The sequence below is a fragment of the Agrobacterium sp. 22-221-1 genome (assembly GCF_053522445.1).
In genome coordinates, this window is sequence record NZ_JBNWCL010000021.1 from 23,254 (window position 1) to 44,989 (window position 21,736).

Below are 21,736 nucleotides of genomic sequence, written 5' to 3' on the forward strand. Positions count from 1 at the left end.
TCACGATGCCTCGCTCTGTTGTTGCAATGATGAAGACGCCGCACCCGGTTTGAGCCTGCGGATAAGCTGTCGCAGCACATCATGCGCGACGCCGCCGAGACCACGCGGCATGAACAGGACGACCAGCACAAAGATGAGACCGATGATCGCTTTCCATGCTTCGACAAGCGCTTCGGTCTCGCTGACCTGAGCTTCGATCATGTTGATCAGGATCGCGCCGATGCAGGCGCCGAGCAGGGAGGAACGACCGCCGACGGCCGCCCAGACGACCATCGTCACCGAGAAAGACAAATCCATGAAGGTCGGAGAGGCGAACTCGGCGACGACGACGTAGAGCATGCCGGCAACGCCGGCGATGCCTGCCGAAAGAGCGAAGAAGAACACCTGGTAGAGCGAGACGTCGAAACCGAGATATCGGGCGCGAACATGATCGTCACGGATCGCTTGCAGGATCATGCCCGCGCGGGTTTCCACGACAAGACGGGCGGCGATGAGTGACAGCGACAGGCATACGGCGCACAGATAATAGGTCGCCCTGCTGTAGGGATCGAACTCTATGCCGCCGATCGTCAGCCAGCCAAGATCTGTCAGGCCGTTAAAACCGTTTGTCACCGGTTGAGCATCGACCACGACGAGACGTACGAGCAGAACAAGCGCCAGAGTGATGATCGAGACGAATACGCCGGAAATACGCTTGCGGAAAACCAGCATGCCGAGCGCGCCGGCGATCACCACGGGAAGCACGAGGCCGAGTATGAGACCGACAGACTGGCTTTGAAACGGAAGCCAGAGGAAAGAGCCTTTGTTGATACAGCACAGTTCCGTGGGTGCACCGGGTTCGGCGTTCCAGAGCATGAAATCAGGAACGGGCTTGTCGGAGCCCTGTTGCAGACTGGTCAGGCTCGACAGTTTAAGAGACATGGCGAGCATGTAGGCGCCGAGACCGAAAAACAGTCCCTGGCCAAGGTTGAGAATGCCGGCATATCCCCATGTCAGCGCGATGGCGACGCCCAGCATGCCGTAGACAAGATATTTTGAAATACGGTTCAGCCAGAATTCGTCGCCGAAAACGGGCGCCGCAAAAAGTAATGCTATGAAAATGACGTAGGCGGCGATCTGGAATTTTCGTTGGATACTCATGTCAGCGCCCCTTGAACGAAAACAGCCCGCTGGGCTTGACGAGAATGACGAGGATGACGACGCCGAAAACAACCGCGCGCGCCAGAATGTCGTTCGTGCCGATGGCCACCAGCGCATTGACCTCCCCCAATAACCCCGAAGACAGGATGGTGCCGAACAGGCTGCCGACGCCGCCCGTGACCACGACCATGAAGCCGTCAACGACCATCGTCGTGCCCATGTCCGGGAAAACGGTCTTAAAACCGGACATCATGACGCCGGCGACGCCCGCAAGACCGGACCCAAAGGCGAAAGTCATGGCGTTGACGCGTTTCACGTCGATACCGCAGGCTGCGGCCATTTTCGGATTGCGGATGATCGCGCGAACCTGCATGCCTGCCGTCGTCCGATAGAGAATGAACCACGTCACCAGCGTCAGCGCGGCGGTAACCGCGATGATGAAAGCGCGGTAAGCATTGATCTCCACGCCCGCCAGGCTGAAGGTACCCTGCAGATACGAAGGCACGCCGACGTTTTGCAGGCCGGCTCCAAGGCCTTCGATATGAATGCCGAAAAAGGACAGGCCGAATTCGAGCCTCACGGCCTGCTGCAGAAGGATGGCGATGCCCCAGGTAGCGAGAAGCGTATCCAGCAAACGACCATAAAGTCGCCGCACGACCAGCCGTTCGATCATCACGCCGAGCAACGCGGTCACGATGAACGCCAGCGGTATCGCGAGCAGCAGGCTTGTCTTGAGCCATATGCCGGAGAGGACGGCGACATAGGCGCCGATCATGACCATCTCGCCATGGGCCATGTTGATGACGCCCATGGCGCCGTAGGTTATGGCGAGACCGAGCGCCACCAGAAGAAGGATAGAGCCGAGACTGAGGCCGATAAAAAGAATGTCGAGCATGAAGCCACCGTTCGTGAGAAGGGCGGGTCGGGTTTTCCTGCTTCGTGCCAATCCGAAAGCGGATTGGCGTCGCGCAGAAGAAAGCGCAGATCCGCCTTGCCGAGACATGGTCCCGCCAGGCATGGCTGGCGGGACAATGCGGAGGATGGGTCAGCCCTTGAGTTTTGCTGCGTCGAGACCCTTGACGGTGCAGAACAGGTTGCTCTCCGTTTCGCCATAAGCCGAATAGGGAAGCGGCTTGATCGGTGCCGGATAGGCGTTGACCACCTTGCTCTGGCCGTCCGGCTGCCACTGTCCGATGCGTGGCGTCAGCCAGCAATGCAGGTTGTCGGGGTCGGTCGTCACCTTGCCGCCGGGCGCGTCATAGGTCTGGCCGCGAATGCCGGCCCGGATCGCGTCGGCTGACAGATCGCCGGACTTCTCAACTGCCTGCTTCCACAGAAACACCTGAAAATAGGCGGCCTCCAGCGAATGGTATGTCACGGCCTTGGGATCGTTGACGAAGGTTCTGAAACGGTCGATGAAGCTTTTGTTCGCCGGCGTTTCAATCGACATGAAATATGGGAAAGAGGTGTAGCTGCCTGCCGCGTATTCAGCCCCCATGGCCGCGATCTCGATTTCGGAAGTTACTGTCGCGCAGATTGGGATAACGTCCTGCGAAAGGCCCTGGTTCTTGAATTCGCGGTAAAAGGCGATGATCGAATCGCCGACCACGTTGGAAAGAACCACGTCCGCGCCCGATTCCTTGATCTTGCTGACCATCACGGCCCATTCCGAGTGGCCGAGTTCCAGATATTCGTCCGCTACCCATTCCGCGCCGGCTGCCTCGATCAGTTTTTTGGAAACCTTGGCCATCTCGCGCGGATAGACGTAGTTCGAGCCGACGATGAAGAACTTCTTCTTGCCCAGTTTCTCGACGATCCAGGGAATGTAGTTGGAGAGCTGCTGGTTCGGAACGGCGCCGGAATAGACGACGTTGCGCGAGCACTCGAAGCCTTCATAATGCGTCTGATAGAACAGCATCGCGCCGCGCCGTTCGAAGATCGGCAGCACGGCCTTGCGGCTGGCGGATGTGTGGCAGCCGAATACGGTTGAAATCTTGTCCTTGAGGATCAGCTTCGAAGCTTTCTCGCTGAAGATCTTTGGATCGGAGGCTCCGTCTTCAACGACAACCTCGACCGGACGGCCGAGAACGCCGCCGGACGCATTGATCTCTGCCACGGCCATCATGACACCGTTGGCCAGAAGTTTTTCGGCGACGGAAAGCCCACCCGTCTGGGAGTAGAGCGCACCGACCTTGATCGCGTCGGCTGCAAAGGCCCGGCTGCCCAGCGCGGGCAGGGCGAGTGCGGCGGAAGCGGTGGCTGCGGTTTTCAGAAATTCACGTCTGTTGAACACCATCTTGGTTCCCCTTTTTTGATTGGCGCACGCAGTGGCACTGCCCGGTTCAACAGCCAGGCTTTCATGCCGACAAAATGTTGGAAGGCTGACGACACTGTCAGCAGACAACAAAAAACCCGCTAGGCCTGTCACAGCCTGCGGGCACCTTTGCCATCACAGCATCACGGCCTCGCCGCGTGCAACAGCGGCACATGGCTTCGCAAAACGAAGGGATGTGCCGGAGGTGTTCCTTTGAAACACATGAAAAACTAATCATGTTTTTGGGGACGGCGCAAGAGCTGTTCGGCATTGATAATCGAATTGGCGATTTCATCGATCGGTACGCGCCGGGCCATCGCCTGCTCCCGCATTTCGCGATACGCCTCGTTTTCGCTGGTGCCGCGATTGGCCATCAAAATCGCCTTGGCGCGGGCGAGCTTCTGGTCTCCCAATACCTTGCGTTTATATTTGCGCGCTTCTTTCACGAGCTTTTGGCGCTCCAGCCACAGGCTGCGGGCGATGGCGAGATTGGTCAGCAGACCGAACGGCTTGATCGGTCTCTCGACAATGGCGAGCGCTCCGCTTTCCAGAACGATCTGCAACGTCGAGGGATTTTCGTAACCGACGATGGCAAGCATGGTCGGAGCGGGGTTTGGAAAACACTTCAGCAAACGTTCTATTTCCGGTCGCGCCTCGTCTTCCATGGCAAGAAAGACGACGTCTGTGCCATGCGGTAATTCGGCAGGCACCGGCCAGAGGCAACTAACCGTGCAGCCGATACGGCGCAGGTGATCGACGAGGAACTCTCCCTCCGATGTCCGGGGATGAATGACCAGGACCTTGAGATCCCGCAAATCTCTGAGAAGGGCGAATGACATCGTCGCTCCTTCTCAGACCCGGACGCGATGCGGGAAAGTTTGCGTCAGATCCGGTCGATATTCGCGCATGAACGGATCGGGCGCCACCCGCAGTGACGGATCATAGACAATATCGTAGCCGCCCTGCGCATTCACCTTTGCCACTCTTGGCCACAGATGCGTGTGGTTTGTCAGCCGGTCTATCTTCACCGCGCCCTGTGGAGCATCGTATTCGACCTCATAGAGTGCCGGCAGAAGCTGCTCAAGCCCGTCGCCGCCGGCAAGCTTTAAAGCCGCCGCATAGAGATATACCTGAAAATAAGCCGCTTCGGCTGGCGCAGTTGGCAGCATCTGCTGGCCGTACCGTTGTTGATACGCCGAAACGAAGGCGCGGGCGCGGGGGGTGTCGAGAGAAGCGAAAAAGGGAGCAGCGGTTATGTGCCCTTCCGCCACCTCCGGGCGCATGCGTATCACGTCGGCCTCGCTTGTCGATTGACTGGCGATCGGCATCTTCTGTGCGTTGAAGCCCGCTTCCTTGAACGCCGTGTAGAAAGGAATGATACCGTTGCCAACGATCGTTGAATAAATAACGTCCGGCTGCGCTGCGCGAATGTGTCGGATTATCTTGGCGACGTCCTCGTCTTTGAGGTTCAGCGGAACATATATCTCGTCCAAGACCTGTCCCCCCACCTGAAGAAAAAGGTCGCTGATCGTCCGGTTCGATTCATAAGGATAGACGTAATTCGACCCCACAAGAAAAACCCGCTTTCCATAGTGCTTGGTGAGGAAATCGACCAATTGGACGGAGTTCTGATTGGGAGCTGCACCTGTGTAGATGCAATGCCTGGAGTATTCGAACCCTTCGTACAAAGTCGGGTAAAACAGCAAAGCATCACGGGCCTCAATGACGGGAAGAGCGGCTTTGCGGGTGCTCGACATGTGGCAGCCGAAAACGACCCGGACCCGATCTTCGTCGCAAAGTTTGACCGCAAGCTCCTTATAGAGACTGGGAGTTGATTGCGGATCGTAGGCCACGGGCTCTATCTCTCGGCCGAGCACGCCACCGGCTGCGTTGATTTCATCGATCGCCAGCAAGGTAGCAGCTCTCTGGGTTGTTTCCACGGCTCCGGTCACTCCTGTTTCGGAGAACAGCACACCGACCCGCCAGCTTTCTGAATGCATCATCGCCCACCAAAAAAATAAAAAGCCCCCGCCCGTTTCCGGTCGAGAGCTACCCTGCTCATGGAATATCAGCGGCTCATTTTGAGCCTGCCAGTCAATGATGTCAGTTTCTTTATCTGGTGACAATAGCGGAACGACGGGCCGTTATGGCTATTTCGGTTCGAGCGTGTTCAAAATTTCAGTTTTTAGTTGATGGTATCGCTTCCTACGCAGCCGATGTTCAGGGATGGATAAAGCGCGCTCACCGCATCGACATCCGCCTTTAATTCACGGATCATCCATTCCTTGACCTGCGTGACGATTGGTCGGGCGGGTTTGGTTCGCAGCCGGATAAGATGGCAGCGCCGGCCGGTGACCATCAAGTGTTCGCTTGCTGGAACCAGTGTCCGCGTCCGTAACCAATGGGCGACGACGTTGAGCCAGCCAAGCGCCACGCCCTGGCCCAGGAGAGCAGCCTGCACGACGATGGCGTAATCGGAGAAGATCATCGAATTCTGCGGGTCGCTACCGCTGGCCGGTGTGAACAGCGTCGACCAGTTGGGCTGCGCATCGCTTAAATTGATGGTCGTATCCGGCACGCGATCAATATCGTTGCCGGAAATGGCATGGCTTTCCCTGTAACCCGGACTGCAGATCGGCAGCAGGATTTCGGGCATGACGAAAGCTGCCTCGTGATGCCTGTCCGGTCCATCGACGAAGCGCATCCCAAGATCGACGTCGTTGACCGGCCCCGACAGGGCGCCCATCATGAGCTGAAACCGAAGATCGACATTGGGAAATTCCCTTTTGAATTCTGCCATTCTCGGCATCATCCAGTGCGTGGTGAAGCCGGTCGAGACGGAAAGGGACACGGTTTCGATACCGGTTCGGCGATCCTCGATTTCCCGCAGGGCGCTTTCTATTCCGGCGAAGCCTCTGGCGATCGCATCGAACAGCAGCTGGCCGGGTTCCGTCAGCATCACGCCACCGGGCTGCCGAAGAAACAATGTCGTATCAAGATGTTCCTCCAGCCGGGACATCATGCGGCTCACAGCCGCCGGCGTCACGTTCAATTCGTCTGCTGCCCTCGAAAAACTGCCGCAGCGTGCAGCCGCCTCGAAAGTAAAGAGGCCATTCATGGAGGGCAGGGAACGGCGAAGGAATGTCATTACATTTTGTAACATCGCATAGATTTTTTTTCAATTGCTTATCCGCCTTTTGTTTGGTCTCTTTGCTGTCAACGAAGGCGAGAGACCTTCCATGAATTGAGGGGAACGCGACAGATTGGTTTCAGGCCGGCGCTGGGCGTCACAGGCTGAAAATCTGCTCTTCGTTCCGCAAAAACGCGCTGCCATACGTCGGAGCACCACCGAACGTACTGGGATTTTTTAGTGGAATCATATGATTGAGCAGCCAAATACAGAGCGGGTAGGCGTTTCCATCAAAGAGGCGGTCAAGTGCTACGGAACGTTTCGTGCGCTGGACGATGTCAATCTCGATGTCGCTCCCGGCGAATTCGTTTCCATTCTCGGGCCTTCGGGGTCAGGCAAGACCACGTTGCTGGGAATTCTCGGCGGCTTTGTCCAGCCGACATCGGGGTCAATTTGGTTAGGCGATCGGGATATTACATTTGAGCCGCCGCATAAGCGGGATATCGGTATCGTCTTTCAGAACTACGCGTTGTTTCCGCATATGAGTGTAGGCGAAAACATTACCTTTCCGCTACGGGCGCGGCGGCTACCGAAGGCGAGCTGGCCGGCGAAACTCAAGGCCGCGCTCGAGATGGTCGAACTCACCGGCTATGAGAACAGGCGTATCCACGAATTGTCGGGCGGCCAACGTCAGCGCGTGGCGCTGGCGCGCGCCATGATCTTCGAGCCGGGCCTCATTCTCATGGACGAGCCGCTTTCGGCGCTCGACAAGCAGCTGCGCGAGACCATGCAGATCGAACTCAAACGGCTGCATAAGCGGCTCGGCGCCACGATCGTCTATGTGACGCATGATCAGCGCGAGGCGCTGACGATGAGCGACCGCGTGGCGATCATGCACAGGGGACGTCTGGTGCAGGTCGATACGCCGGAGCGTCTGCATGACCGTCCCGTCAACGCCTTCGTCGCCCGTTTCATCGGCGAGGCGACCCTGCTTGCGGTTCGGCGCGAAAGCGAAACGGCGGTGCGGCTGGGAGACCGGCTGCTGCACACGGCGCATCGCGTGCCGGAAGGCGAAAACCTGCATCTCGTGGTTCATTCGGAAAAACTCGTGGTGGTGGATGGTGCTCAAGCCGATGGCGGCAACAGGCTGACAGGCACCGTCACGGATACGCTTTATCAGGGTGAAAGCATTCGGGTTTTCGTGCGGCTGGACAGCGGCGACGATCTGAGTTTCCGGCTTCCCAGCAACCATGCCGGCCGCGCGCTCATGAAGTCGCCGGGTGAGGCGATTGCGCTTTCACTTCACCCCGAAGACACGGTGATCGTTCCCGAAGCGGGTTGAGACATTCCATTCCATGCAGTCAACAAGGATAAAGACTATGCAGCTTACGCAATTCAAGGTCATGACCTTCGATGTGGTCGGCACTTTGATCGATTTCGAAACGGGTGTGCTCAATGCGGTGCGTGCGCTCGGCGGTGAAAAGGCGGCGAGGGCCACCGACGACGAGATTTTCGAACCTTACAAGCGCGGCCGCGACAAGTTCTATGGACGGTCTTCCTTCGCCATGAAAGACGTCTATCTTTCTCTCGCCAACGAACTCGGTTTCAACAATGATGACGCCACGGCGGAAGCCTTCCAGCTTGCCGTGCTGCGCTGGCCGGCCTTCGCAGATTCCGTGGAAGCGCTCGCCCGCCTGCGCAAGAACTTCCGTCTTGTCGCCATGACGAATGCCGACCGTACGGCATTTTCCGCCTATTCCGATACGCTTGGCAATCCGTTTCACGACAGCGTCACCTGCGATGAGGCCGGGTGTGCCAAGCCCAATCCGCAGTTTTTCGCCTTCAACAAGGGGCGTCAGTCGGCTTTCGGTTTCAAGCAGTCGGAAATCCTGCATGTCGCCCAGAGCCAGCATCACGATATCGGCGTGGCCCGCGAACTTGGCTACACGACCTGCTGGATCGAGCGTCGCCAGGGCCAGCAGGGGTTCGGCGGCACGCCGGCTCCGAAGGTGGTGACCAGGCCCGACTTCCACTTCTCCTCGCTCAAGCAACTGGCCGATGCGGTGGACGCGGAGCTTGCCGCCGGCGTCAAGACGGCAACGGCAGCCTGAAAGCGAGAGAGCCGGACCGATGGCCGCACGCCCACCTTTTCCTGATATTCACTCCCTCTGGCAGGAGACGGCTTCCAGCCGTCCTGCCTTCGACCGGCTCTCGGGCGATCGTCGGTTCGATGTCGCGATCATCGGCGGCGGCTATACGGGCCTTTCCGCGGCGCGCTATCTGGCCCGCCGCGGCCTGTCTCCGGTGGTGCTGGACGCAAGCCGGATCGGGTGGGGCGCGAGCGGCCGCAATGGTGGCGTGGTGTCGGGCAAGTTCCGCCTTTCCTTCTCCGACATCGCCGCCCGCTACGGGCTGGAGACGGCGCGGCGCATGCATGATCTCGGTATCGAGGCCATCGATCATGTCGGCGAACTGGTAGACGATTATGCAATCGCCGCTGCCGATTATCGCCCAACCGGTTCGCTGCGCTGTGCCCACAATCAACTGTCGCTCGATGGCCTGAAAAAAGAAGTTGAGTGGCTGCGTGGATCGCTTGGCGACCACGCCTGCACCATCCTCTCACCGGAGGAAATGGAGGCGGAGACGGGCTCCCGCGATTTCGTCGGTGGCATGCTCAATACCCATGGCGGCGTCATCCACCCCTTGAATTTCGTTTTGGGCATGGCGGCCGGATTGAGTTCCGCAGGCATCGCGATCCACGAGAAGACGCCGGTGGCGGCATTCAGGCGAGATGGCGCCAGCGTCGTTCTTGAAACGCCTGACGGTGTCGTTTCGGCCCGGCAGGTGGTAATCGCCACCAATTCCTATTCCGATCTGACGCTGGCCACGTCGGCGGTCCGCAAGTCCATCATTCCCTTCCGCTCCGCGATGATTGCGACCGAGCCGCTGACCGGCAGACCGGGTGCTTCCCTCCTGTCGCAGGGACGCAGCTATACCGAGACGCGGCGCATGATGCGTTGGTTCCGCAAGGCTGGAGACCGTGTGATGTATGGCGGGCGCGGCGCCTTCGGCAAGGCGGATTCCGAAAGCGCGTTTGCGGCACTGCACAAGGCCATGGTGCGGCAGTTTCCAGAACTCGCAGCCGTATCTGTCACCCATCGTTGGTCCGGCCTCGTGGCCATGACGATGGACAGCATTCCACATCTGGGCCGGCTGGACGACCGGGTCGTCTATGCAGTCGGCTATAATGGAACCGGGGTGGCCATGGCCTCCAACATGGGCCGCTACGTTGCGGCCATGGTTGCCGGGCAAAGCCCCGATCTCGGGCTCCTGACCGCGGAGCCGCTCAAACCCGTGCCTTTTTATCCCATCAGGGAGCCAGCCGTCCGGCTCGTCGCCGGCTGGTATCAGTTCCTCGATGCAATCGGGCGCTAAGACCCGACAGTCGCATGCCAACAGGGGCGACAGCGCCTCGCCATAAAAGAGGAGAACGACGAATGAAATACAGATTTTCCATGCTCGTGCTTTCCGCATCCGCCGCCGTCTTTTCGGCTGGCCTGGCGTCGGCGGAACAGGTCACCTTCGTTTCACAGGGCGGCGCCTATCAGGAGGCGCAGACCAAGGCGATCCTCGATCCCGTCGCCAAGCTGCTCGGCATCACTGTCAATCAGGACAGCGCGCCCGATGCCTGGCCGGTGATCAAGACGCAGTCCGCATCCGGCAAGATCGTCTGGGACGTCATCGACACGCCGGCGAAGGATTGCATACGCGGCGGGGAACAGGGAATGATCGAGAAACTCGATTTTTCCAAAATACCCAATGCGGAAAAGATGCCGGCCGAATACAAGAGCCCCTATTCGGTCGCCTATGAATTCTACTCGAGCGTGCTAGCCTACAACAAGGACAAGTTCGGCGGCAACCCGCCCAAGAGCTGGGCGGATTTCTGGGATGTGAAGAAATTTCCGGGCACGCGGGCGCTTCGTAACCATCCCCTGGCGACACTGGAGGCCGCTTTGCTCGCAGATGGCGTGCCAGTGGACAAACTTTATCCGCTCGATGTCGACAGGGCCTTCAAGAAGCTCGAAGAGATCAAACCCTATGTCACGGTGTGGTGGACCTCCGGCGCCCAGTCGGCGCAGCTTCTGGCCGATGGTGAAGTCGACATGGAGATGGCCTGGAACGGCCGCGTTGCTGCGGTGGTGAAGGAGGGCGCGCCGATCGGTTATTCGTTTAATGAAGGGTTCCTTCAGTATACGTCGCTCTGCATTCTCAGGGGCGCGCCGAACCTCGAAACGGCTGTCAAGTTCGTCAATGCGGCGCTGACCCCTGAAATCCAGGCGAATTTCCCGGCCTATATCGATTACGGTCCAGGCAATCCTGAAGCGTACAAGACCGGCAAGATTTCGCCGGAACGCGCTGCCGAAATGCCGAGTTCGCCGAACAATGCCGCACTTCAGGTTCTGGTGTCGGACGAGTGGTGGAGTTCACCGGCCGGCGAGGAGGCGCAAAAACGCTGGGCGCAGTTCATCCAGAAATAATCATCGGCCTGTGGAGGGTCACTGATGGCACAGTCGAAACGAAATCCGTCTGCGCTGCATGAGCAGCGTGAGCAACGGCTCATGCTGATGCTGCTGGCGCCAGCGCTTGCGGTCATCGTCGTTCTGCTGGTCCTGCCGCTTCTGTGGCTGGGCTGGCAGTCGATCCGGCAGGATGGCGGCTTTACGCTCGCTCACTATCAGCGGTTCCTGACGGATTCCGTCTACTGGATGACCTTCCTTCAGACCTTCCGCATTGCGACGGTTGTCACGCTGATGACCGTCCTCCTCGGCTATCCCGTCGCCTATGTGGCGGCGGGCCTGCCCCAGCGCTGGAGCGTGCTTGTTCTCGCCATGGTGCTGCTGCCTTTCTGGACATCCGTTCTGGTGCGCGCCTATGCCTGGCTCATCCTGCTGCAGCGCAACGGTATCATCAATTCGGCGCTGACGGGATCGGGCCTGATCGATGCGCCACTCCGGCTGGTCAACAACGAATTCGGCACGGTCATGGCGACGATCCACATCCTGCTGCCCTTCATGGTGCTGCCGCTCTATGCGACAATGAAGAAAATACCCACGGAACTGACCATGGCCGGCGCCAGCCTCGGCGGCTCACCCATGCATGTATTCTGGCGGGTTTTCCTGCCGCTGTCGCTGCCGGGCATGATCGCCGGCATGGTGCTGGTCTTCGTGCTCACCCTTGGTTTTTATATCACGCCGGAACTGCTGGGCGGCGGGCGCACCTACATGGTCTCCATGCTCGTTTCGCGCAACATCGAGGTTTATAACGAATGGGGCGCGGCCTCGTCGATCAGCGTCGTCCTGCTTGTCTGCGTTTTTCTGGTTTTCCGGTTGGCGAGCCTCATCATTCCGTTCGAACGCATCATGGGAACGAGGTGACGCATGAACCTGTCGAAAATCCTTCTCTACGGCTTTGTAGCCCTCGTTCTCGCCTGGCTGATGATCCCCATCCTGATCATCCTGCCAATGTCCTTTTCCGGCGCGCGCTTCCTTGCTTTCCCGCCGCCATCCTGGTCGCTGCGCTGGTATGAGGCTTATCTCGGCAGCGCCGCCTGGATGCAGGCAACGCGTGTAACCCTGATCGTCGCCGTCTCCAGCGCCGTCATCGCCACCATTTTCGGCACTGCGGCGGCCTATGCGCTCAATCTCACGCAATCGCGGCTGGTACGCAGCCTGCAGGCGTTGCTGCTTCTGCCGCTGATCGTGCCGATCGTCATCACCGCCGTCGGCGTCTTTCTGGTTTACGCGCAGATCGGGCTTCTTGCCTCGCTGACCGGGCTGATCCTCGCCAATGTCATGCTGGGCCTGCCCTATGTCGTCACCTCGGTCCTGGTCGGGCTGCGCAAGTTCGACCACACGCAGGAGATGGTGTCGCGTAGCCTCGGCATGAACCGTTGGCGGACCTTCTTCATCGTCACCCTGCCGCAAATCCGCCCGAGCGTCATTTCCGGTCTGCTCTTCGCCTTCATCTCCGCCATCGACGAAACCGTGGTTTCGCTTTTCATTTCCGGCGGCGAATATCAGACGCTTACCAAGCGCATGTTCACAGCGCTGCGCGACGAGATCGATCCGACCATCGCCTCTATCAGCTCCCTGCTGACGGCGATCTCGTTCATCCTGCTGATGCTGGCGGCGATCAATGCCCGCAACACCGAATATTCGCAGGGACGGGCGACATGATCGTCGATCACCTGATCCTCGGCGGTGGATCGGCGGGCTGCGTGCTGGCCGCACGCCTTTCCGCAGATCCGCTGCGGACAGTCGTTCTGGTCGAGGCCGGGCGCAATATTTCGGCGGACGATATCCCGGATGAGGTGCGCAGCCGTTATCCCGGCCGTGCCTATCTCGATACGCGCAATATCTGGTCGCAGCTCACGGCGTTGATGGGCCATGCCCGTTCCAACGCGGCGCCCCGTCCACCGCGTCGCTACGAGCAGGCGCGGCTTCTGGGCGGAGGCTCGGCGATCAATGCGCTGATGGCCAATCGGGGTGCGCCGGCCGACTATGCCGAGTGGCAGGCGCTTGGGGCGGACGGCTGGGGCTGGGACGATTGCCTGCCCTATTTTCTGAAGATCGAAGCCGACAGGGATTTCTTCGGCCCGCTTCACGGCACGACCGGACCGCTGACGATCCGGCGTATATCCGACGACAGGATTTCACCCTTCGTCGGCCGAGTCATGAAAACGCTCGACCGCCGCGGCTATCCGACAAGGCCGGACCAGAACGGGCCTTGGGAAGACGGCGTCTTTCGCGGCGCCATCGCCGTCAGCGATAGCGGGGAGCGCTTGCCGACCTCGCTTGCCTATCTGACGCCGGACGTGCGCAAACGCCCGAATCTCAGGATCATCACCGAAAGCGTGGCGGATCGCATTCTGTTCGATGGCCGCCGTGCTACGGGTGCGAGATTGGCGGGTGCTACGGCGGAGACGATCCATGCGGCGGAAGTGATCGTCTCGGCCGGCGCCATTCACACGCCCGCATTGCTGATGCGCTCCGGTATCGGCCCCGTCGGTGACATCGCCGCCGTGGGGGGCAATGTCGTGGCTGGCCGCAGCGGCGTCGGGCGCAATCTGATGGAGCATCCTTCGATCGCCGTCGCTGCCTATCTGCCGCCGCAGATGCGGGTGCGTGACAGGGGAGAACACCACGAACAGGCGATCTGGCGTTTCTCGTCCGGCCTCGAAGGCGCGCCGCAGGGTGACATGCATGCCGCCATCCTGTCGCGATCCGGCTGGCACTCCATTGGTCTGCGTCTGGGCAGCCTGTTCTTCTGGGTCAACAAGTCCTATTCGCGCGGCTTTGTGAAGCTTGCTTCGCTTGATCCCCATGTCGAGCCCGAGGTCGACTTCAGAATGCTGAGCGACGAGCGTGATCTGGCGCGGCTGAAGCTTGCGCTGCGCGTGGGCGCTGAAGCCCTATCCGATCCTTTCATGACGGGGCACAGCGGCACTGTTTTTCCATCGAGCTATTCGCCCCGGGTGGCGAAGGTCGCTGTACCGGGGACATGGAACGCGTTGCAGCGGGGTCTTTTCTCGGGTCTTCTGGATGTGGCGGGCCCGCTGCGCCCGGCATTGGTGCATTCGGCGATAACACTCGGCACGACCATGCGGGGGCTGCTTGAGGACGACGATGCGTTGACGGAATTCGTCCGCCGCCATGCGGGCGGCACATGGCATCCGTCGGGAACGTGCCGCATGGGATCGGCTGACGATCCCATGGCGGTGACGTCGTCCACGGGCCGCGTGCACGGCGTGGAAGGATTGAGGGTCTGCGACGCATCGTTGATGCCGTCGATCCCTTGCGCCAATACCAACATTCCCACAATCATGATCGCGGAGCGGGTCGCCGACTTCATCCTGGCCGGCCGCTGAGATCATTGGAGACGAATATGGACAATTATCTCAAATTCTATATCGACGGCGCCTGGGTCGATCCTCTCGGCGGCCAGCGTCTATCCGTCGTCGACCCCGCCACCGAAGAGCCTTTCGCGGAGATAGCCATGGGATCGGCGGCGGATGCCGAGCGCGCCATCGCCGCCGCGCGCCGCGCCTTTGCTACCTTTTCGCGGACGACGCGGGAAGAGCGCCTCGGCCTGCTTGAGCGCATTCTTGAGATATTGAAACGTCGGCAGAACGAGATCGGCGACGTGATCTCTCATGAGATGGGCGCTCCACGAAAAATGTCGCGGGATGAGCAGGCGGGTATCGGCGTGGCGCATTTCGAGCAGACGATCCGCGCCATGCGTGATTTTCCGTTCGAATACATGCAGGGTACGACCCGCATCGTCCATGAACCGATCGGTGTCGTCGGCATGATCACGCCGTGGAACTGGCCGATCAACCAGATCGCTTGCAAAGTCGCCCCGGCGCTTGCCACCGGCTGCACCATGGTGCTGAAACCCTCGGAAATCGCGCCCCTCAACGCCATACTTTTCGCCGAAATCCTGCACGAGGCCGGTGTTCCCAAGGGCGTGTTCAACCTTGTCAATGGTGACGGCCCGACCGTGGGTGCGGTACTGGCGAGCCATCCCGATATCGACATGGTTTCCTTCACCGGCTCGACACGCGCCGGCATTTCGGTCGCACAGGCAGCGGCCCCGACGGTGAAGCGCGTGCATCAGGAGCTGGGCGGCAAATCGCCCAATATAGTGCTCCGAAGCGCTGATCTTAACGCCGCCGTGCGCGCCGGGGTGATCAGGTGCTTTGCCAATTCCGGCCAGTCCTGCAATGCGCCGACCCGTCTTCTCGTCCCTGCGGAGCAAATGGACCGGGTGATTGGCATCGCCCGTGCGGCGGCGGAATCGGTCCGTGTCGGTGCACCCGGCGATGCCGAAACGGATATCGGGCCGGTTGCCAGCAAAACGCAATTCGACAAGATCCAGAGCCTCATCCGCAAGGGAATGGAGGAAGGGGCGGAGCTCGTTGCCGGCGGGCTCGATCGGCCAGCGCATCTGAACAGCGGCTATTATATACGGCCGACAGTCTTTGCGCGCGTTACGAACGACATGACGATCGCGCGTGAAGAGATTTTCGGGCCTGTGCTTGCCATTCTCGCTTATGGCAGCGAGGACGAGGCGGCGGATATCGCCAACGACACGCCCTATGGGCTGGCATCCTATATTCAGGGCGCACCCGAGGAGGCGCGTGCCTTCGCACGACGGCTCAGAACCGGCATAGTGCGTCTCAACAGCTCCGCCTGGGATGGGGCCGCCCCCTTCGGCGGCTACAAGCAATCGGGCAACGGTCGGGAATATGGCAAGTTCGGTCTGCACGAGTTCACCGAAATCAAGGGCATCGTCGGCTTCGGAGACAGACCGTTACGGCCCATCTCGTATCGTGACGCGTTCATCGGGACTCGCCTCGAAATCGGGAAGCGTTGACCTTCATCCCCATCGCGCCGTGCCGACGGCGATAACAGGGCCGGTTGCCTGACCAGTCGGCGAGCCGCCGAAAGGTTCGACACTGATCGCGAAGGTGGTGCCTTCGGTGATGCTGTTGCGCATGTCTGCGGGGATTATAAGATCGCCATTCGTGCCGGGCTGGAAGACGCCGAGCGAGCGGGTCTTGCCGCCTTCCATCACCAGCCACAGTTCCAGCGATTTTTCGTCGGTCTTGCCGGTTGCGACAGGCACAATGCGCATCCGTCCGGATTCCGCGTCGTAGGAGGCGAGGAGATTAACCTGGCTGTCGGTCGTTGCAAGTTCGGCTACCAGCGGGGTGGCGCCCTGCCATTTTTCGGGGAAGGCGGCGTAAACGATGGCGGCCACGGCGGTTGCGCTGGTGGCAACCGAGATCCAGCGCCAGAAGGACGCGGAATTCCAGAGGCTGCCATTGGTATTGACGGCCCTGCCGCCGAACAGGCGTTCTTCGATACGCGCAAGAACAGTGGCGCTCGGTGCCTGCTCCTGGTAATCGGCATTGAAGTCGGAAAATTCCGCCTCCCAACGCTGCACCAGCTGTGCGAATGCCTCATCGTCCTGCATGCGTCGTTCCAGTTCACGGCGCTTTTCGAGCGGCAGGACGCCCAGAACATATTCACCGGCGAGGATGTCGTCGCGCGAATGCTTGCCGCCGCTCTGTTCGCCCGTCGTCATCGCTGCATACACTCTCTGAGTTTGAGAAGACTGCGTCGCAGCCAGGTTCTGACCGTGTTGAGCGGCACGCGCAATTCTTCGGCGAGTTCGAGATAGCTCAAGCCCTCGACATAGGCCCGACGCACCGCCTGTGCGTGTACGGTCTCAAGCTCGCGCATGCAGTCTTCGATCCTGCGGCCTTCATCGGCGAGAACGATCTGCTGCTCAGGATCGCGGGCGCTCTCGTCGGCAAGATCGTAGGCTTCCTCGATGTCGTCGGTTATGGGCTTGCGCGCGCGGATCGTGTCTATTGCATGGTTGCGGGCAATGGCGGCAAGCCATGTGGCGGGTTTGCCGGCGCTGGCGGCAAATGTTCGGGCCCGCTGCCAGACCTTGATATAGATTTCCTGCAGCGCCTCCTCGGCTTCCGCTCTGTCACGCAGGATTTTCAGGCAGATCGCGAAAAGCTTCGGGCTGGTTGCCTGATAAAGCGAGACGAATGCTGAACGATCACCCATGCCGACGCGGTTGATAAGGCCTGCGATCTCTGTGCCCTGCATTCGAACCTTCCTTGCTGCGCCTCCTTTATAGGGTCGTCTTTCGCAGGAAGACAAGAGATGCGTGCTCATGCTGCGAACCTGGAAACGACTGGGTCGCAGGGTTATCGCACTTAAGTGGCCGGTAAGAGTGGATGTCGTCATCATAGGCCTGTCGGATTTTCCAGCGGGCCGATCAGCCGCACCGTGATGAGATAGCCGATTGTAGCAGCTGCCGCGGAGACGAAGGTTCCCCATAGAAGATCGGCGACGGTCAGGGTCGTGGACCAGCTTTTCAACGTCGCCTGATTGGTCAGGTCGTAAGTGGCATAGGCCATGAAGCCGACCACTGCGCCATAAAGCAGCGCGGTCGTCCATTCCCCCGTCTGAAAGGCCGGGCGAACTGCAAGAAAGGTCAGGCCGGCGGCATAGATGAGGTAAAAGACGACCGCCGGAGCAAGCCGGAAGTTTTCTGCCAGAAGATCGCCGATGGCCGGGCGGTAAAGACGCGACGCCATCGTGCTCAACCAGATGAAATCAATCACCAGAAAGGCGACGAGGGTAAAAAGGTAGGCTGCGAAATAGGTTTTCATTGGTGGTTTCCTTTGCAGGGCCTCGATAACGAAGCGACGATATGGGTCGAAGCAACGTGGAGATGTGGCTAGTCGATCCTTGTCCAGTTTATGCCCTTGCACAGCAGACCGGCGACGATACAGCCTTTCGTGGTCATGCCGTTGCCGTTTATTGTCACTGTTATCCTGTAGGATTTATCCCGCTGGGGGTCGAAAGCGGTGCCGGAATAGCTGCCTGCCTCTGTCTGCTTTATGTCCATAATCAGCCGGTCCCCGGCCTTTTCCTTCGGAGTGCCCGGCTTGATCCAGGTGTTTGTGGCACAGATATTTTCACCGCAGGGCGCGATCAGTACTTTCGCCTTGCCGTCTCCGCGCGCCCAGTTGCCGTCGATATCGGCCGCCGTCGCGTTGGACGCGACCAGCAGTGGCCATAGGACGGAAGCAACCGTCAATCCGTTGATCATCATTGTCTCTCTCCGCAGTTTGGTCCCGCCTTATCTGTGTTCGATCGTATAGAAGCCGACGTTTATGCTCCCCTCGGCAAAGCCTGCCTCGCAATAGCAAAGGTAATAATCCCAAAGCCGTCGAAAGCGGTCATCGAAGCCGAGCAGGGAAATCGTCTGCCACCGCGCATGAAAACGCTGGCGCCATTCGGCGAGCGTGAGCGCGTAGGACTGGCCGAAAAGTTCCCTATCGGTGAGCTTCAGGCCGGTTTTGCCGACCGCCTTTTCGAGCGCGGCATTTGAGGGCAGAAAGCCGCCGGGAAAGACGTATTTCTGGATGAAATCCGCCTTACGCCGATATGTATCGAAGCGGCTTTCTTCAATCGAAATGATTTGCAGCACCGCACTGCCGCCCGGTTTCAGGCATCTTTTCAGCGTTTCGAAATAGCTTGGCCAATAGGCCTCGCCGACTGCTTCGAACATCTCGACGGAGACAATCCTGTCGAATTGGCCGTTCAGGTCGCGGTAATCCTGCAGCCTCAGATCGATGCGGTCTGTGCTGTCGGCTTTTTCCGCCGCATTTTTTGCCCATTTTAACTGGGAGGGGGAGAGAGTGATGCCGGTGACGTTGGCTTTGGCCTGCGTAGCAAGGTGAATGGCGAGTGCGCCCCAGCCGCAGCCGATCTCCAATATGTTTTCGCCGCCGCTCAATTTCAGTTTATCGACGATACGTTCCAGTTTTTTCAGTTGGGCGGCTTCGAGCGTAGACGCCGTGTCGTCGAAAATCGCCGACGAATACAGCATAGAGGGATCAAGCCACTGCCGGTAAAACTCGTTGCCGAGATCATAATGCGCTTCGATATTGCGGCGGCTGCCGCGTCTGGTATTGGCATTCAACCCGTGCGTAGTGCGGTTGAGAAGGCGCATCGGCAGGCTGCCGCGCATTGACCTTGCGAACGCCTCGCGATTTTGGGCCGCAAAGCGGATCAGCGCCGTCAGATCTGGTGTGGTCCAGTCGCCTTCGATGAAACCCTCGGCAAAGCCGATGTCGCCGTTCAGCAGCATCCGCCGGATCGCGCGCCAGCTATGCAGGACAAGGATTGCCTCGCTGCCATTCGTTGCGCCGGATTTTTCAATGAAGCCGCCGCCGGGAAGAATGATATGTAATCTTCCCCTGTCGATATTACTCAACAGCCGGTTGATAAGCCACATGCCTGGGCTGATGCGGTCGTTCAGGCGCGTATTCTTCGCCGATAATTCCGTGAGATTGTCAAACGGGGTCATGAATTTTGGCCTCGATTTGCGACGATGAAGGATGACGGAAGGAGACTGGACCGGCAGGCGGCAGCGGCCGTTTTCTGAGCTGCACGCCTTTCAGCCAAATTTTCAGGGCCTCCCAATGAATGCCCAGAATGACCTTGAGCGTCAGGAGGGGAATTGCGAAGAAAGCTTTCAGAAGCGCACCGTCCGTCAATTCGACACGCCGGGCCAGATGCCGCGCCGTCAGGACTAGGCTGTCATTGTCGAAAGTATCGATGACGATTTTCAGCCTGTCGCCGGGCGGGGCGACGCGGAAAACATAGTGGAGATCCATGTCCATGAATGGAGAGACATAAAAGGCCTTGTCGCATCGCTGGACGATCTCGGTCGATTTGCCGGCTTCCACCGGGATCAGGTATGAGTGTCTCTCGCCAAACGTGTTGTCCACCTCCCAGAGGATAGCTTTAAGCGACAAGTCGCGCCCGTAGCAGAAGAAGACACTGAGTGGGTTGAAGGCCCAGCCGAGTACGCGCGGCATGGTGAGCAGACGTATCGGCCCTCCGTCCACTGCCATGCCTGCCGCCGTCATGGCTGCCTCGATCTGCTGGCGCAGCCCGATGGCGCTGCGGTTGCCGCGGTCCCTGCTGTGAAACGAGAACAGGTTGAACCGGTCTACGGAGAAAAATCGCAATTTCCGGTCGAGCACGTTCAACTCATCGAGGTCGAGGAGCAGCGAATAAATCCGGTAGGCGAGCTTATGGGTTTTCGGCTTGAAACGCGCATGCGTTACATGGCCGGGAAAAAGCGCCGAGGTGAGGGGAGACGTCATGCCATCGCCTCCATGATTTCCGTGTCTGTCGCAATCGTCGCCAAATCCAGACGGATGATCCGGTTGTTGTCGTCAGCAACCTTCCATGGACGGGATACGCCGCCAAGATCTTCGGCGACGGCAAGGCCGGCCTGAAGACCATCTTCATGAAAACCGGATCCGAAATAAGCGCCGCAGAACCAGGTGTTTCGCAGACCCTGCAAGGCCCATAGCTCCTGACGCATCTGTTCGGTGCCAGCGTCAAAAACCGGATGGTGATAGGTTTCCTCGGCGATGATTTTTCCTTGATCCGGTTCCCGCGCCGGATTCAGCGTTACGAAAATGTCCGGGATTTCGCCCAGCGGCTGAAGCCTGTTCATCCAGTAGGTAATGCTCGGCAGGCTCGTTTTAATGCGCGTGTCGGCCACATAGTTCCAGCTTGACCAGGCAGCGCGGCGGCGCGGCATGAAACGGCTGTCGGTGTGAAGCACGGCGCGGTTTTGGGTGTAGGCAAACGCGCCAAGAATGCGCCGTTCGGCGCGTGTTGCGTCCGCGAGAATGTCGAGCGCCTGATCCGCATGGGTTGCGATCACCACGTCATCGAAGCGCATGGCTTTGCCGTCCGCAGTGGTGATTTCGACGCCGTCCGGCAGGCGGTGGATGCGCTTAACCGGCGTCGAGAGGAGAATTCGATCCGCAAACGACGCCGTGATGCGTTTCACATATTCGCGCGAGCCACCGTCGACTGTGCGCCACACCGGTCGATTGCGCAGCAACAACAGGCCGTGATTGCGGCAGAATTTGATGAAATGCGCCGCCGGATAACGGCCGACCTCCATGGCCGGCGTGGACCAGATGGCCGCAGCCATGGGGTAAAGATGATCGTCGCGGAACGCTGAACCATACCGGTTGCGGGAGAGATATTCGTCGAGAGACAGATCGCCCATCAAATGCAGGTCGCGTGGGGCATTGCGGTAAAAGCGCAAAAGGTCCGCAAGCATCGCCCAGAAACGTGGCCTCAGGATGTTGGACTTCTGGGCCAGCAGGCCAGGGCCCGTTCCGCCGGAATATTCGAAGCCGCCATCATTCAGAGAAACGGCGAAAGACATGTTCGAAGCTGCAGTCGCCACGCCCAGTTGCTGGAAAAGCGCAGTGAGATTGGGATAGGTCTGCTCGTTATAGACAATGAATCCGGTATCGACATGGACTTGTCCATGGTCCGTGCTGAACGTCACCGTATTGGTGTGGCCTCCGATGCGGTCAGCCGCTTCGAAAACCGTGACATCGTGCCGTTGCGACAAAAGCCAGGCCGCCGACAAACCGGAAATTCCCGTTCCGACCACGGCGATGCGGCGGCTTTGTTCTTTTTTCGCTTCGGTGTCGACCATTTTTCCTCGCTATAGCA

The 21,736-nt window shown here is 59.4% G+C and carries 21 protein-coding genes; 8 read left to right on the forward strand and 13 right to left on the reverse strand.

The window, feature by feature from the left end; all coding sequences use genetic code 11:
* From urtC to ACQZ5N_RS22925, 6 genes are all read right to left on the reverse strand, one after another.
* Window positions 1-1,140, reverse strand: a complete 1,140-nt coding sequence (gene urtC, locus ACQZ5N_RS22900; RefSeq protein ID WP_269832335.1) for an urea ABC transporter permease subunit UrtC — start codon at window positions 1,138-1,140, stop codon at window positions 1-3.
* A gap of 1 nt (window position 1,141) precedes the next feature.
* Window positions 1,142-2,035 carry an urea ABC transporter permease subunit UrtB gene (gene urtB / locus ACQZ5N_RS22905; protein ID WP_448734209.1) on the reverse strand — a complete coding sequence of 298 codons (894 nt, stop codon included), beginning with the start codon at window positions 2,033-2,035 and terminating at the stop codon, window positions 1,142-1,144.
* 150 nt (window positions 2,036-2,185) lie between these two features.
* The gene (locus ACQZ5N_RS22910) at window positions 2,186-3,436 is read right to left on the reverse strand and encodes a transporter substrate-binding domain-containing protein (protein WP_448734210.1); all 1,251 of its coding nucleotides are present in this window, start codon (window positions 3,434-3,436) and stop codon (window positions 2,186-2,188) included.
* A 248-nt stretch (window positions 3,437-3,684) separates the two neighbouring features.
* A complete protein-coding gene (locus ACQZ5N_RS22915; protein WP_059755232.1) occupies window positions 3,685-4,293 on the reverse strand; it encodes an ANTAR domain-containing response regulator in 609 nt (202 codons plus the stop codon).
* A 12-nt stretch (window positions 4,294-4,305) separates the two neighbouring features.
* The gene (locus ACQZ5N_RS22920; RefSeq protein ID WP_020812770.1) at window positions 4,306-5,457 is read right to left on the reverse strand and encodes a transporter substrate-binding domain-containing protein; all 1,152 of its coding nucleotides are present in this window, start codon (window positions 5,455-5,457) and stop codon (window positions 4,306-4,308) included.
* Window positions 5,458-5,639: 182 nt separating this feature from the next.
* The gene (locus tag ACQZ5N_RS22925) at window positions 5,640-6,602 is read right to left on the reverse strand and encodes a LysR family transcriptional regulator (RefSeq protein ID WP_004433115.1); all 963 of its coding nucleotides are present in this window, start codon (window positions 6,600-6,602) and stop codon (window positions 5,640-5,642) included.
* Window positions 6,603-6,834: 232 nt separating this feature from the next.
* Here ACQZ5N_RS22925 and ACQZ5N_RS22930 point away from each other — a divergent pair, with 232 nt between their 5' ends.
* The 8 genes from ACQZ5N_RS22930 (at window position 6,835) to ACQZ5N_RS22965 (ending at window position 16,019) form a co-directional block, all read left to right on the forward strand.
* Window positions 6,835-7,926 (forward strand): ABC transporter ATP-binding protein, encoded by a 1,092-nt coding sequence (locus ACQZ5N_RS22930; protein WP_448734211.1) that lies wholly within the window; start codon window positions 6,835-6,837, stop codon window positions 7,924-7,926.
* Between the two features lie 37 nt (window positions 7,927-7,963).
* Window positions 7,964-8,695: an HAD-IA family hydrolase gene (locus ACQZ5N_RS22935; RefSeq protein WP_059755226.1), complete on the forward strand. Its 732-nt coding sequence runs from the start codon at window positions 7,964-7,966 to the stop codon at window positions 8,693-8,695.
* A 19-nt stretch (window positions 8,696-8,714) separates the two neighbouring features.
* Window positions 8,715-10,019, forward strand: coding sequence for an NAD(P)/FAD-dependent oxidoreductase (locus ACQZ5N_RS22940; RefSeq protein WP_448734212.1), 1,305 nt, complete (start codon window positions 8,715-8,717; stop codon window positions 10,017-10,019).
* 62 nt (window positions 10,020-10,081) lie between these two features.
* Window positions 10,082-11,122, forward strand: coding sequence for an ABC transporter substrate-binding protein (locus ACQZ5N_RS22945; RefSeq protein ID WP_448734213.1), 1,041 nt, complete (start codon window positions 10,082-10,084; stop codon window positions 11,120-11,122).
* Between the two features lie 24 nt (window positions 11,123-11,146).
* Entirely contained in the window at window positions 11,147-12,019 is an 873-nt protein-coding gene (locus ACQZ5N_RS22950; RefSeq protein ID WP_448734214.1) for an ABC transporter permease, read from the forward strand.
* A 3-nt stretch (window positions 12,020-12,022) separates the two neighbouring features.
* Window positions 12,023-12,820, forward strand: coding sequence for an ABC transporter permease (locus tag ACQZ5N_RS22955; RefSeq protein ID WP_448734215.1), 798 nt, complete (start codon window positions 12,023-12,025; stop codon window positions 12,818-12,820).
* A complete protein-coding gene (locus tag ACQZ5N_RS22960; protein ID WP_448734216.1) occupies window positions 12,817-14,511 on the forward strand; it encodes a GMC family oxidoreductase in 1,695 nt (564 codons plus the stop codon). The genes ACQZ5N_RS22955 and ACQZ5N_RS22960 overlap by 4 nt, the downstream gene beginning before the upstream one ends.
* Window positions 14,512-14,528: 17 nt before the next feature.
* The gene (locus ACQZ5N_RS22965; RefSeq protein ID WP_448734217.1) at window positions 14,529-16,019 is read left to right on the forward strand and encodes an aldehyde dehydrogenase family protein; all 1,491 of its coding nucleotides are present in this window, start codon (window positions 14,529-14,531) and stop codon (window positions 16,017-16,019) included.
* Window positions 16,020-16,022: 3 nt separating this feature from the next.
* Here the strand turns inward: ACQZ5N_RS22965 and ACQZ5N_RS22970 are convergent, their stop codons facing one another.
* The 7 genes from ACQZ5N_RS22970 to ACQZ5N_RS23000 all read right to left on the reverse strand — a co-directional run bounded on the left by ACQZ5N_RS22970 (window position 16,023) and on the right by ACQZ5N_RS23000 (window position 21,719).
* Window positions 16,023-16,733 (reverse strand): anti-sigma factor, encoded by a 711-nt coding sequence (locus tag ACQZ5N_RS22970; protein ID WP_448734218.1) that lies wholly within the window; start codon window positions 16,731-16,733, stop codon window positions 16,023-16,025.
* A complete protein-coding gene (locus ACQZ5N_RS22975) occupies window positions 16,730-17,272 on the reverse strand; it encodes a sigma-70 family RNA polymerase sigma factor (protein WP_448734219.1) in 543 nt (180 codons plus the stop codon). Before ACQZ5N_RS22975 ends, ACQZ5N_RS22970 begins: the two co-directional genes overlap by 4 nt.
* Before the next feature lie 140 nt (window positions 17,273-17,412).
* Window positions 17,413-17,841, reverse strand: a complete 429-nt coding sequence (locus ACQZ5N_RS22980) for a DUF2177 family protein (RefSeq protein WP_004433128.1) — start codon at window positions 17,839-17,841, stop codon at window positions 17,413-17,415.
* 68 nt (window positions 17,842-17,909) lie between these two features.
* Entirely contained in the window at window positions 17,910-18,287 is a 378-nt protein-coding gene (locus ACQZ5N_RS22985; protein WP_269832346.1) for a DUF2147 domain-containing protein, read from the reverse strand.
* A gap of 27 nt (window positions 18,288-18,314) precedes the next feature.
* The gene (locus ACQZ5N_RS22990) at window positions 18,315-19,547 is read right to left on the reverse strand and encodes a class I SAM-dependent methyltransferase (protein WP_448734220.1); all 1,233 of its coding nucleotides are present in this window, start codon (window positions 19,545-19,547) and stop codon (window positions 18,315-18,317) included.
* On the reverse strand, window positions 19,534-20,352 hold the full coding sequence (locus ACQZ5N_RS22995; protein ID WP_448734221.1) for a DUF1365 domain-containing protein: 819 nt from the start codon (window positions 20,350-20,352) through the stop codon (window positions 19,534-19,536). Before ACQZ5N_RS22995 ends, ACQZ5N_RS22990 begins: the two co-directional genes overlap by 14 nt.
* On the reverse strand, window positions 20,349-21,719 hold the full coding sequence (locus ACQZ5N_RS23000) for an NAD(P)/FAD-dependent oxidoreductase (protein WP_448734222.1): 1,371 nt from the start codon (window positions 21,717-21,719) through the stop codon (window positions 20,349-20,351). The genes ACQZ5N_RS22995 and ACQZ5N_RS23000 overlap by 4 nt, the downstream gene beginning before the upstream one ends.
* Window positions 21,720-21,736: the final 17 nt, after the last annotated feature.

Excerpts from the sequence above, each read along its gene's own strand:
- ACQZ5N_RS22985 (WP_269832346.1), bottom strand. The coding sequence starts at position 18,287 with ATGATGATCAACGGATTGACGGTTGCTTCCGTCCTATGGCCACTGCTG.
- ACQZ5N_RS22955 (WP_448734215.1), top strand. The coding sequence starts at position 12,023 with ATGAACCTGTCGAAAATCCTTCTCTACGGCTTTGTAGCCCTCGTTCTC.
- ACQZ5N_RS22930 (WP_448734211.1), top strand. The coding sequence starts at position 6,835 with ATGATTGAGCAGCCAAATACAGAGCGGGTAGGCGTTTCCATCAAAGAG.
- ACQZ5N_RS22970 (WP_448734218.1), bottom strand. The coding sequence starts at position 16,733 with ATGACGACGGGCGAACAGAGCGGCGGCAAGCATTCGCGCGACGACATC.
- ACQZ5N_RS22965 (WP_448734217.1), top strand. The coding sequence starts at position 14,529 with ATGGACAATTATCTCAAATTCTATATCGACGGCGCCTGGGTCGATCCT.
- ACQZ5N_RS22910 (WP_448734210.1), bottom strand. The coding sequence starts at position 3,436 with ATGGTGTTCAACAGACGTGAATTTCTGAAAACCGCAGCCACCGCTTCC.
- ACQZ5N_RS22920 (WP_020812770.1), bottom strand. The coding sequence starts at position 5,457 with ATGATGCATTCAGAAAGCTGGCGGGTCGGTGTGCTGTTCTCCGAAACA.
- ACQZ5N_RS22995 (WP_448734221.1), bottom strand. The coding sequence starts at position 20,352 with ATGACGTCTCCCCTCACCTCGGCGCTTTTTCCCGGCCATGTAACGCAT.
- ACQZ5N_RS22980 (WP_004433128.1), bottom strand. The coding sequence starts at position 17,841 with ATGAAAACCTATTTCGCAGCCTACCTTTTTACCCTCGTCGCCTTTCTG.
- urtC (WP_269832335.1), bottom strand. The coding sequence starts at position 1,140 with ATGAGTATCCAACGAAAATTCCAGATCGCCGCCTACGTCATTTTCATA.
- urtB (WP_448734209.1), bottom strand. The coding sequence starts at position 2,035 with ATGCTCGACATTCTTTTTATCGGCCTCAGTCTCGGCTCTATCCTTCTT.
- ACQZ5N_RS22945 (WP_448734213.1), top strand. The coding sequence starts at position 10,082 with ATGAAATACAGATTTTCCATGCTCGTGCTTTCCGCATCCGCCGCCGTC.
- ACQZ5N_RS22975 (WP_448734219.1), bottom strand. The coding sequence starts at position 17,272 with ATGCAGGGCACAGAGATCGCAGGCCTTATCAACCGCGTCGGCATGGGT.
- ACQZ5N_RS22935 (WP_059755226.1), top strand. The coding sequence starts at position 7,964 with ATGCAGCTTACGCAATTCAAGGTCATGACCTTCGATGTGGTCGGCACT.
- ACQZ5N_RS23000 (WP_448734222.1), bottom strand. The coding sequence starts at position 21,719 with ATGGTCGACACCGAAGCGAAAAAAGAACAAAGCCGCCGCATCGCCGTG.
- ACQZ5N_RS22915 (WP_059755232.1), bottom strand. The coding sequence starts at position 4,293 with ATGTCATTCGCCCTTCTCAGAGATTTGCGGGATCTCAAGGTCCTGGTC.
- ACQZ5N_RS22940 (WP_448734212.1), top strand. The coding sequence starts at position 8,715 with ATGGCCGCACGCCCACCTTTTCCTGATATTCACTCCCTCTGGCAGGAG.
- ACQZ5N_RS22950 (WP_448734214.1), top strand. The coding sequence starts at position 11,147 with ATGGCACAGTCGAAACGAAATCCGTCTGCGCTGCATGAGCAGCGTGAG.
- ACQZ5N_RS22990 (WP_448734220.1), bottom strand. The coding sequence starts at position 19,547 with ATGACCCCGTTTGACAATCTCACGGAATTATCGGCGAAGAATACGCGC.
- ACQZ5N_RS22925 (WP_004433115.1), bottom strand. The coding sequence starts at position 6,602 with ATGACATTCCTTCGCCGTTCCCTGCCCTCCATGAATGGCCTCTTTACT.
- ACQZ5N_RS22960 (WP_448734216.1), top strand. The coding sequence starts at position 12,817 with ATGATCGTCGATCACCTGATCCTCGGCGGTGGATCGGCGGGCTGCGTG.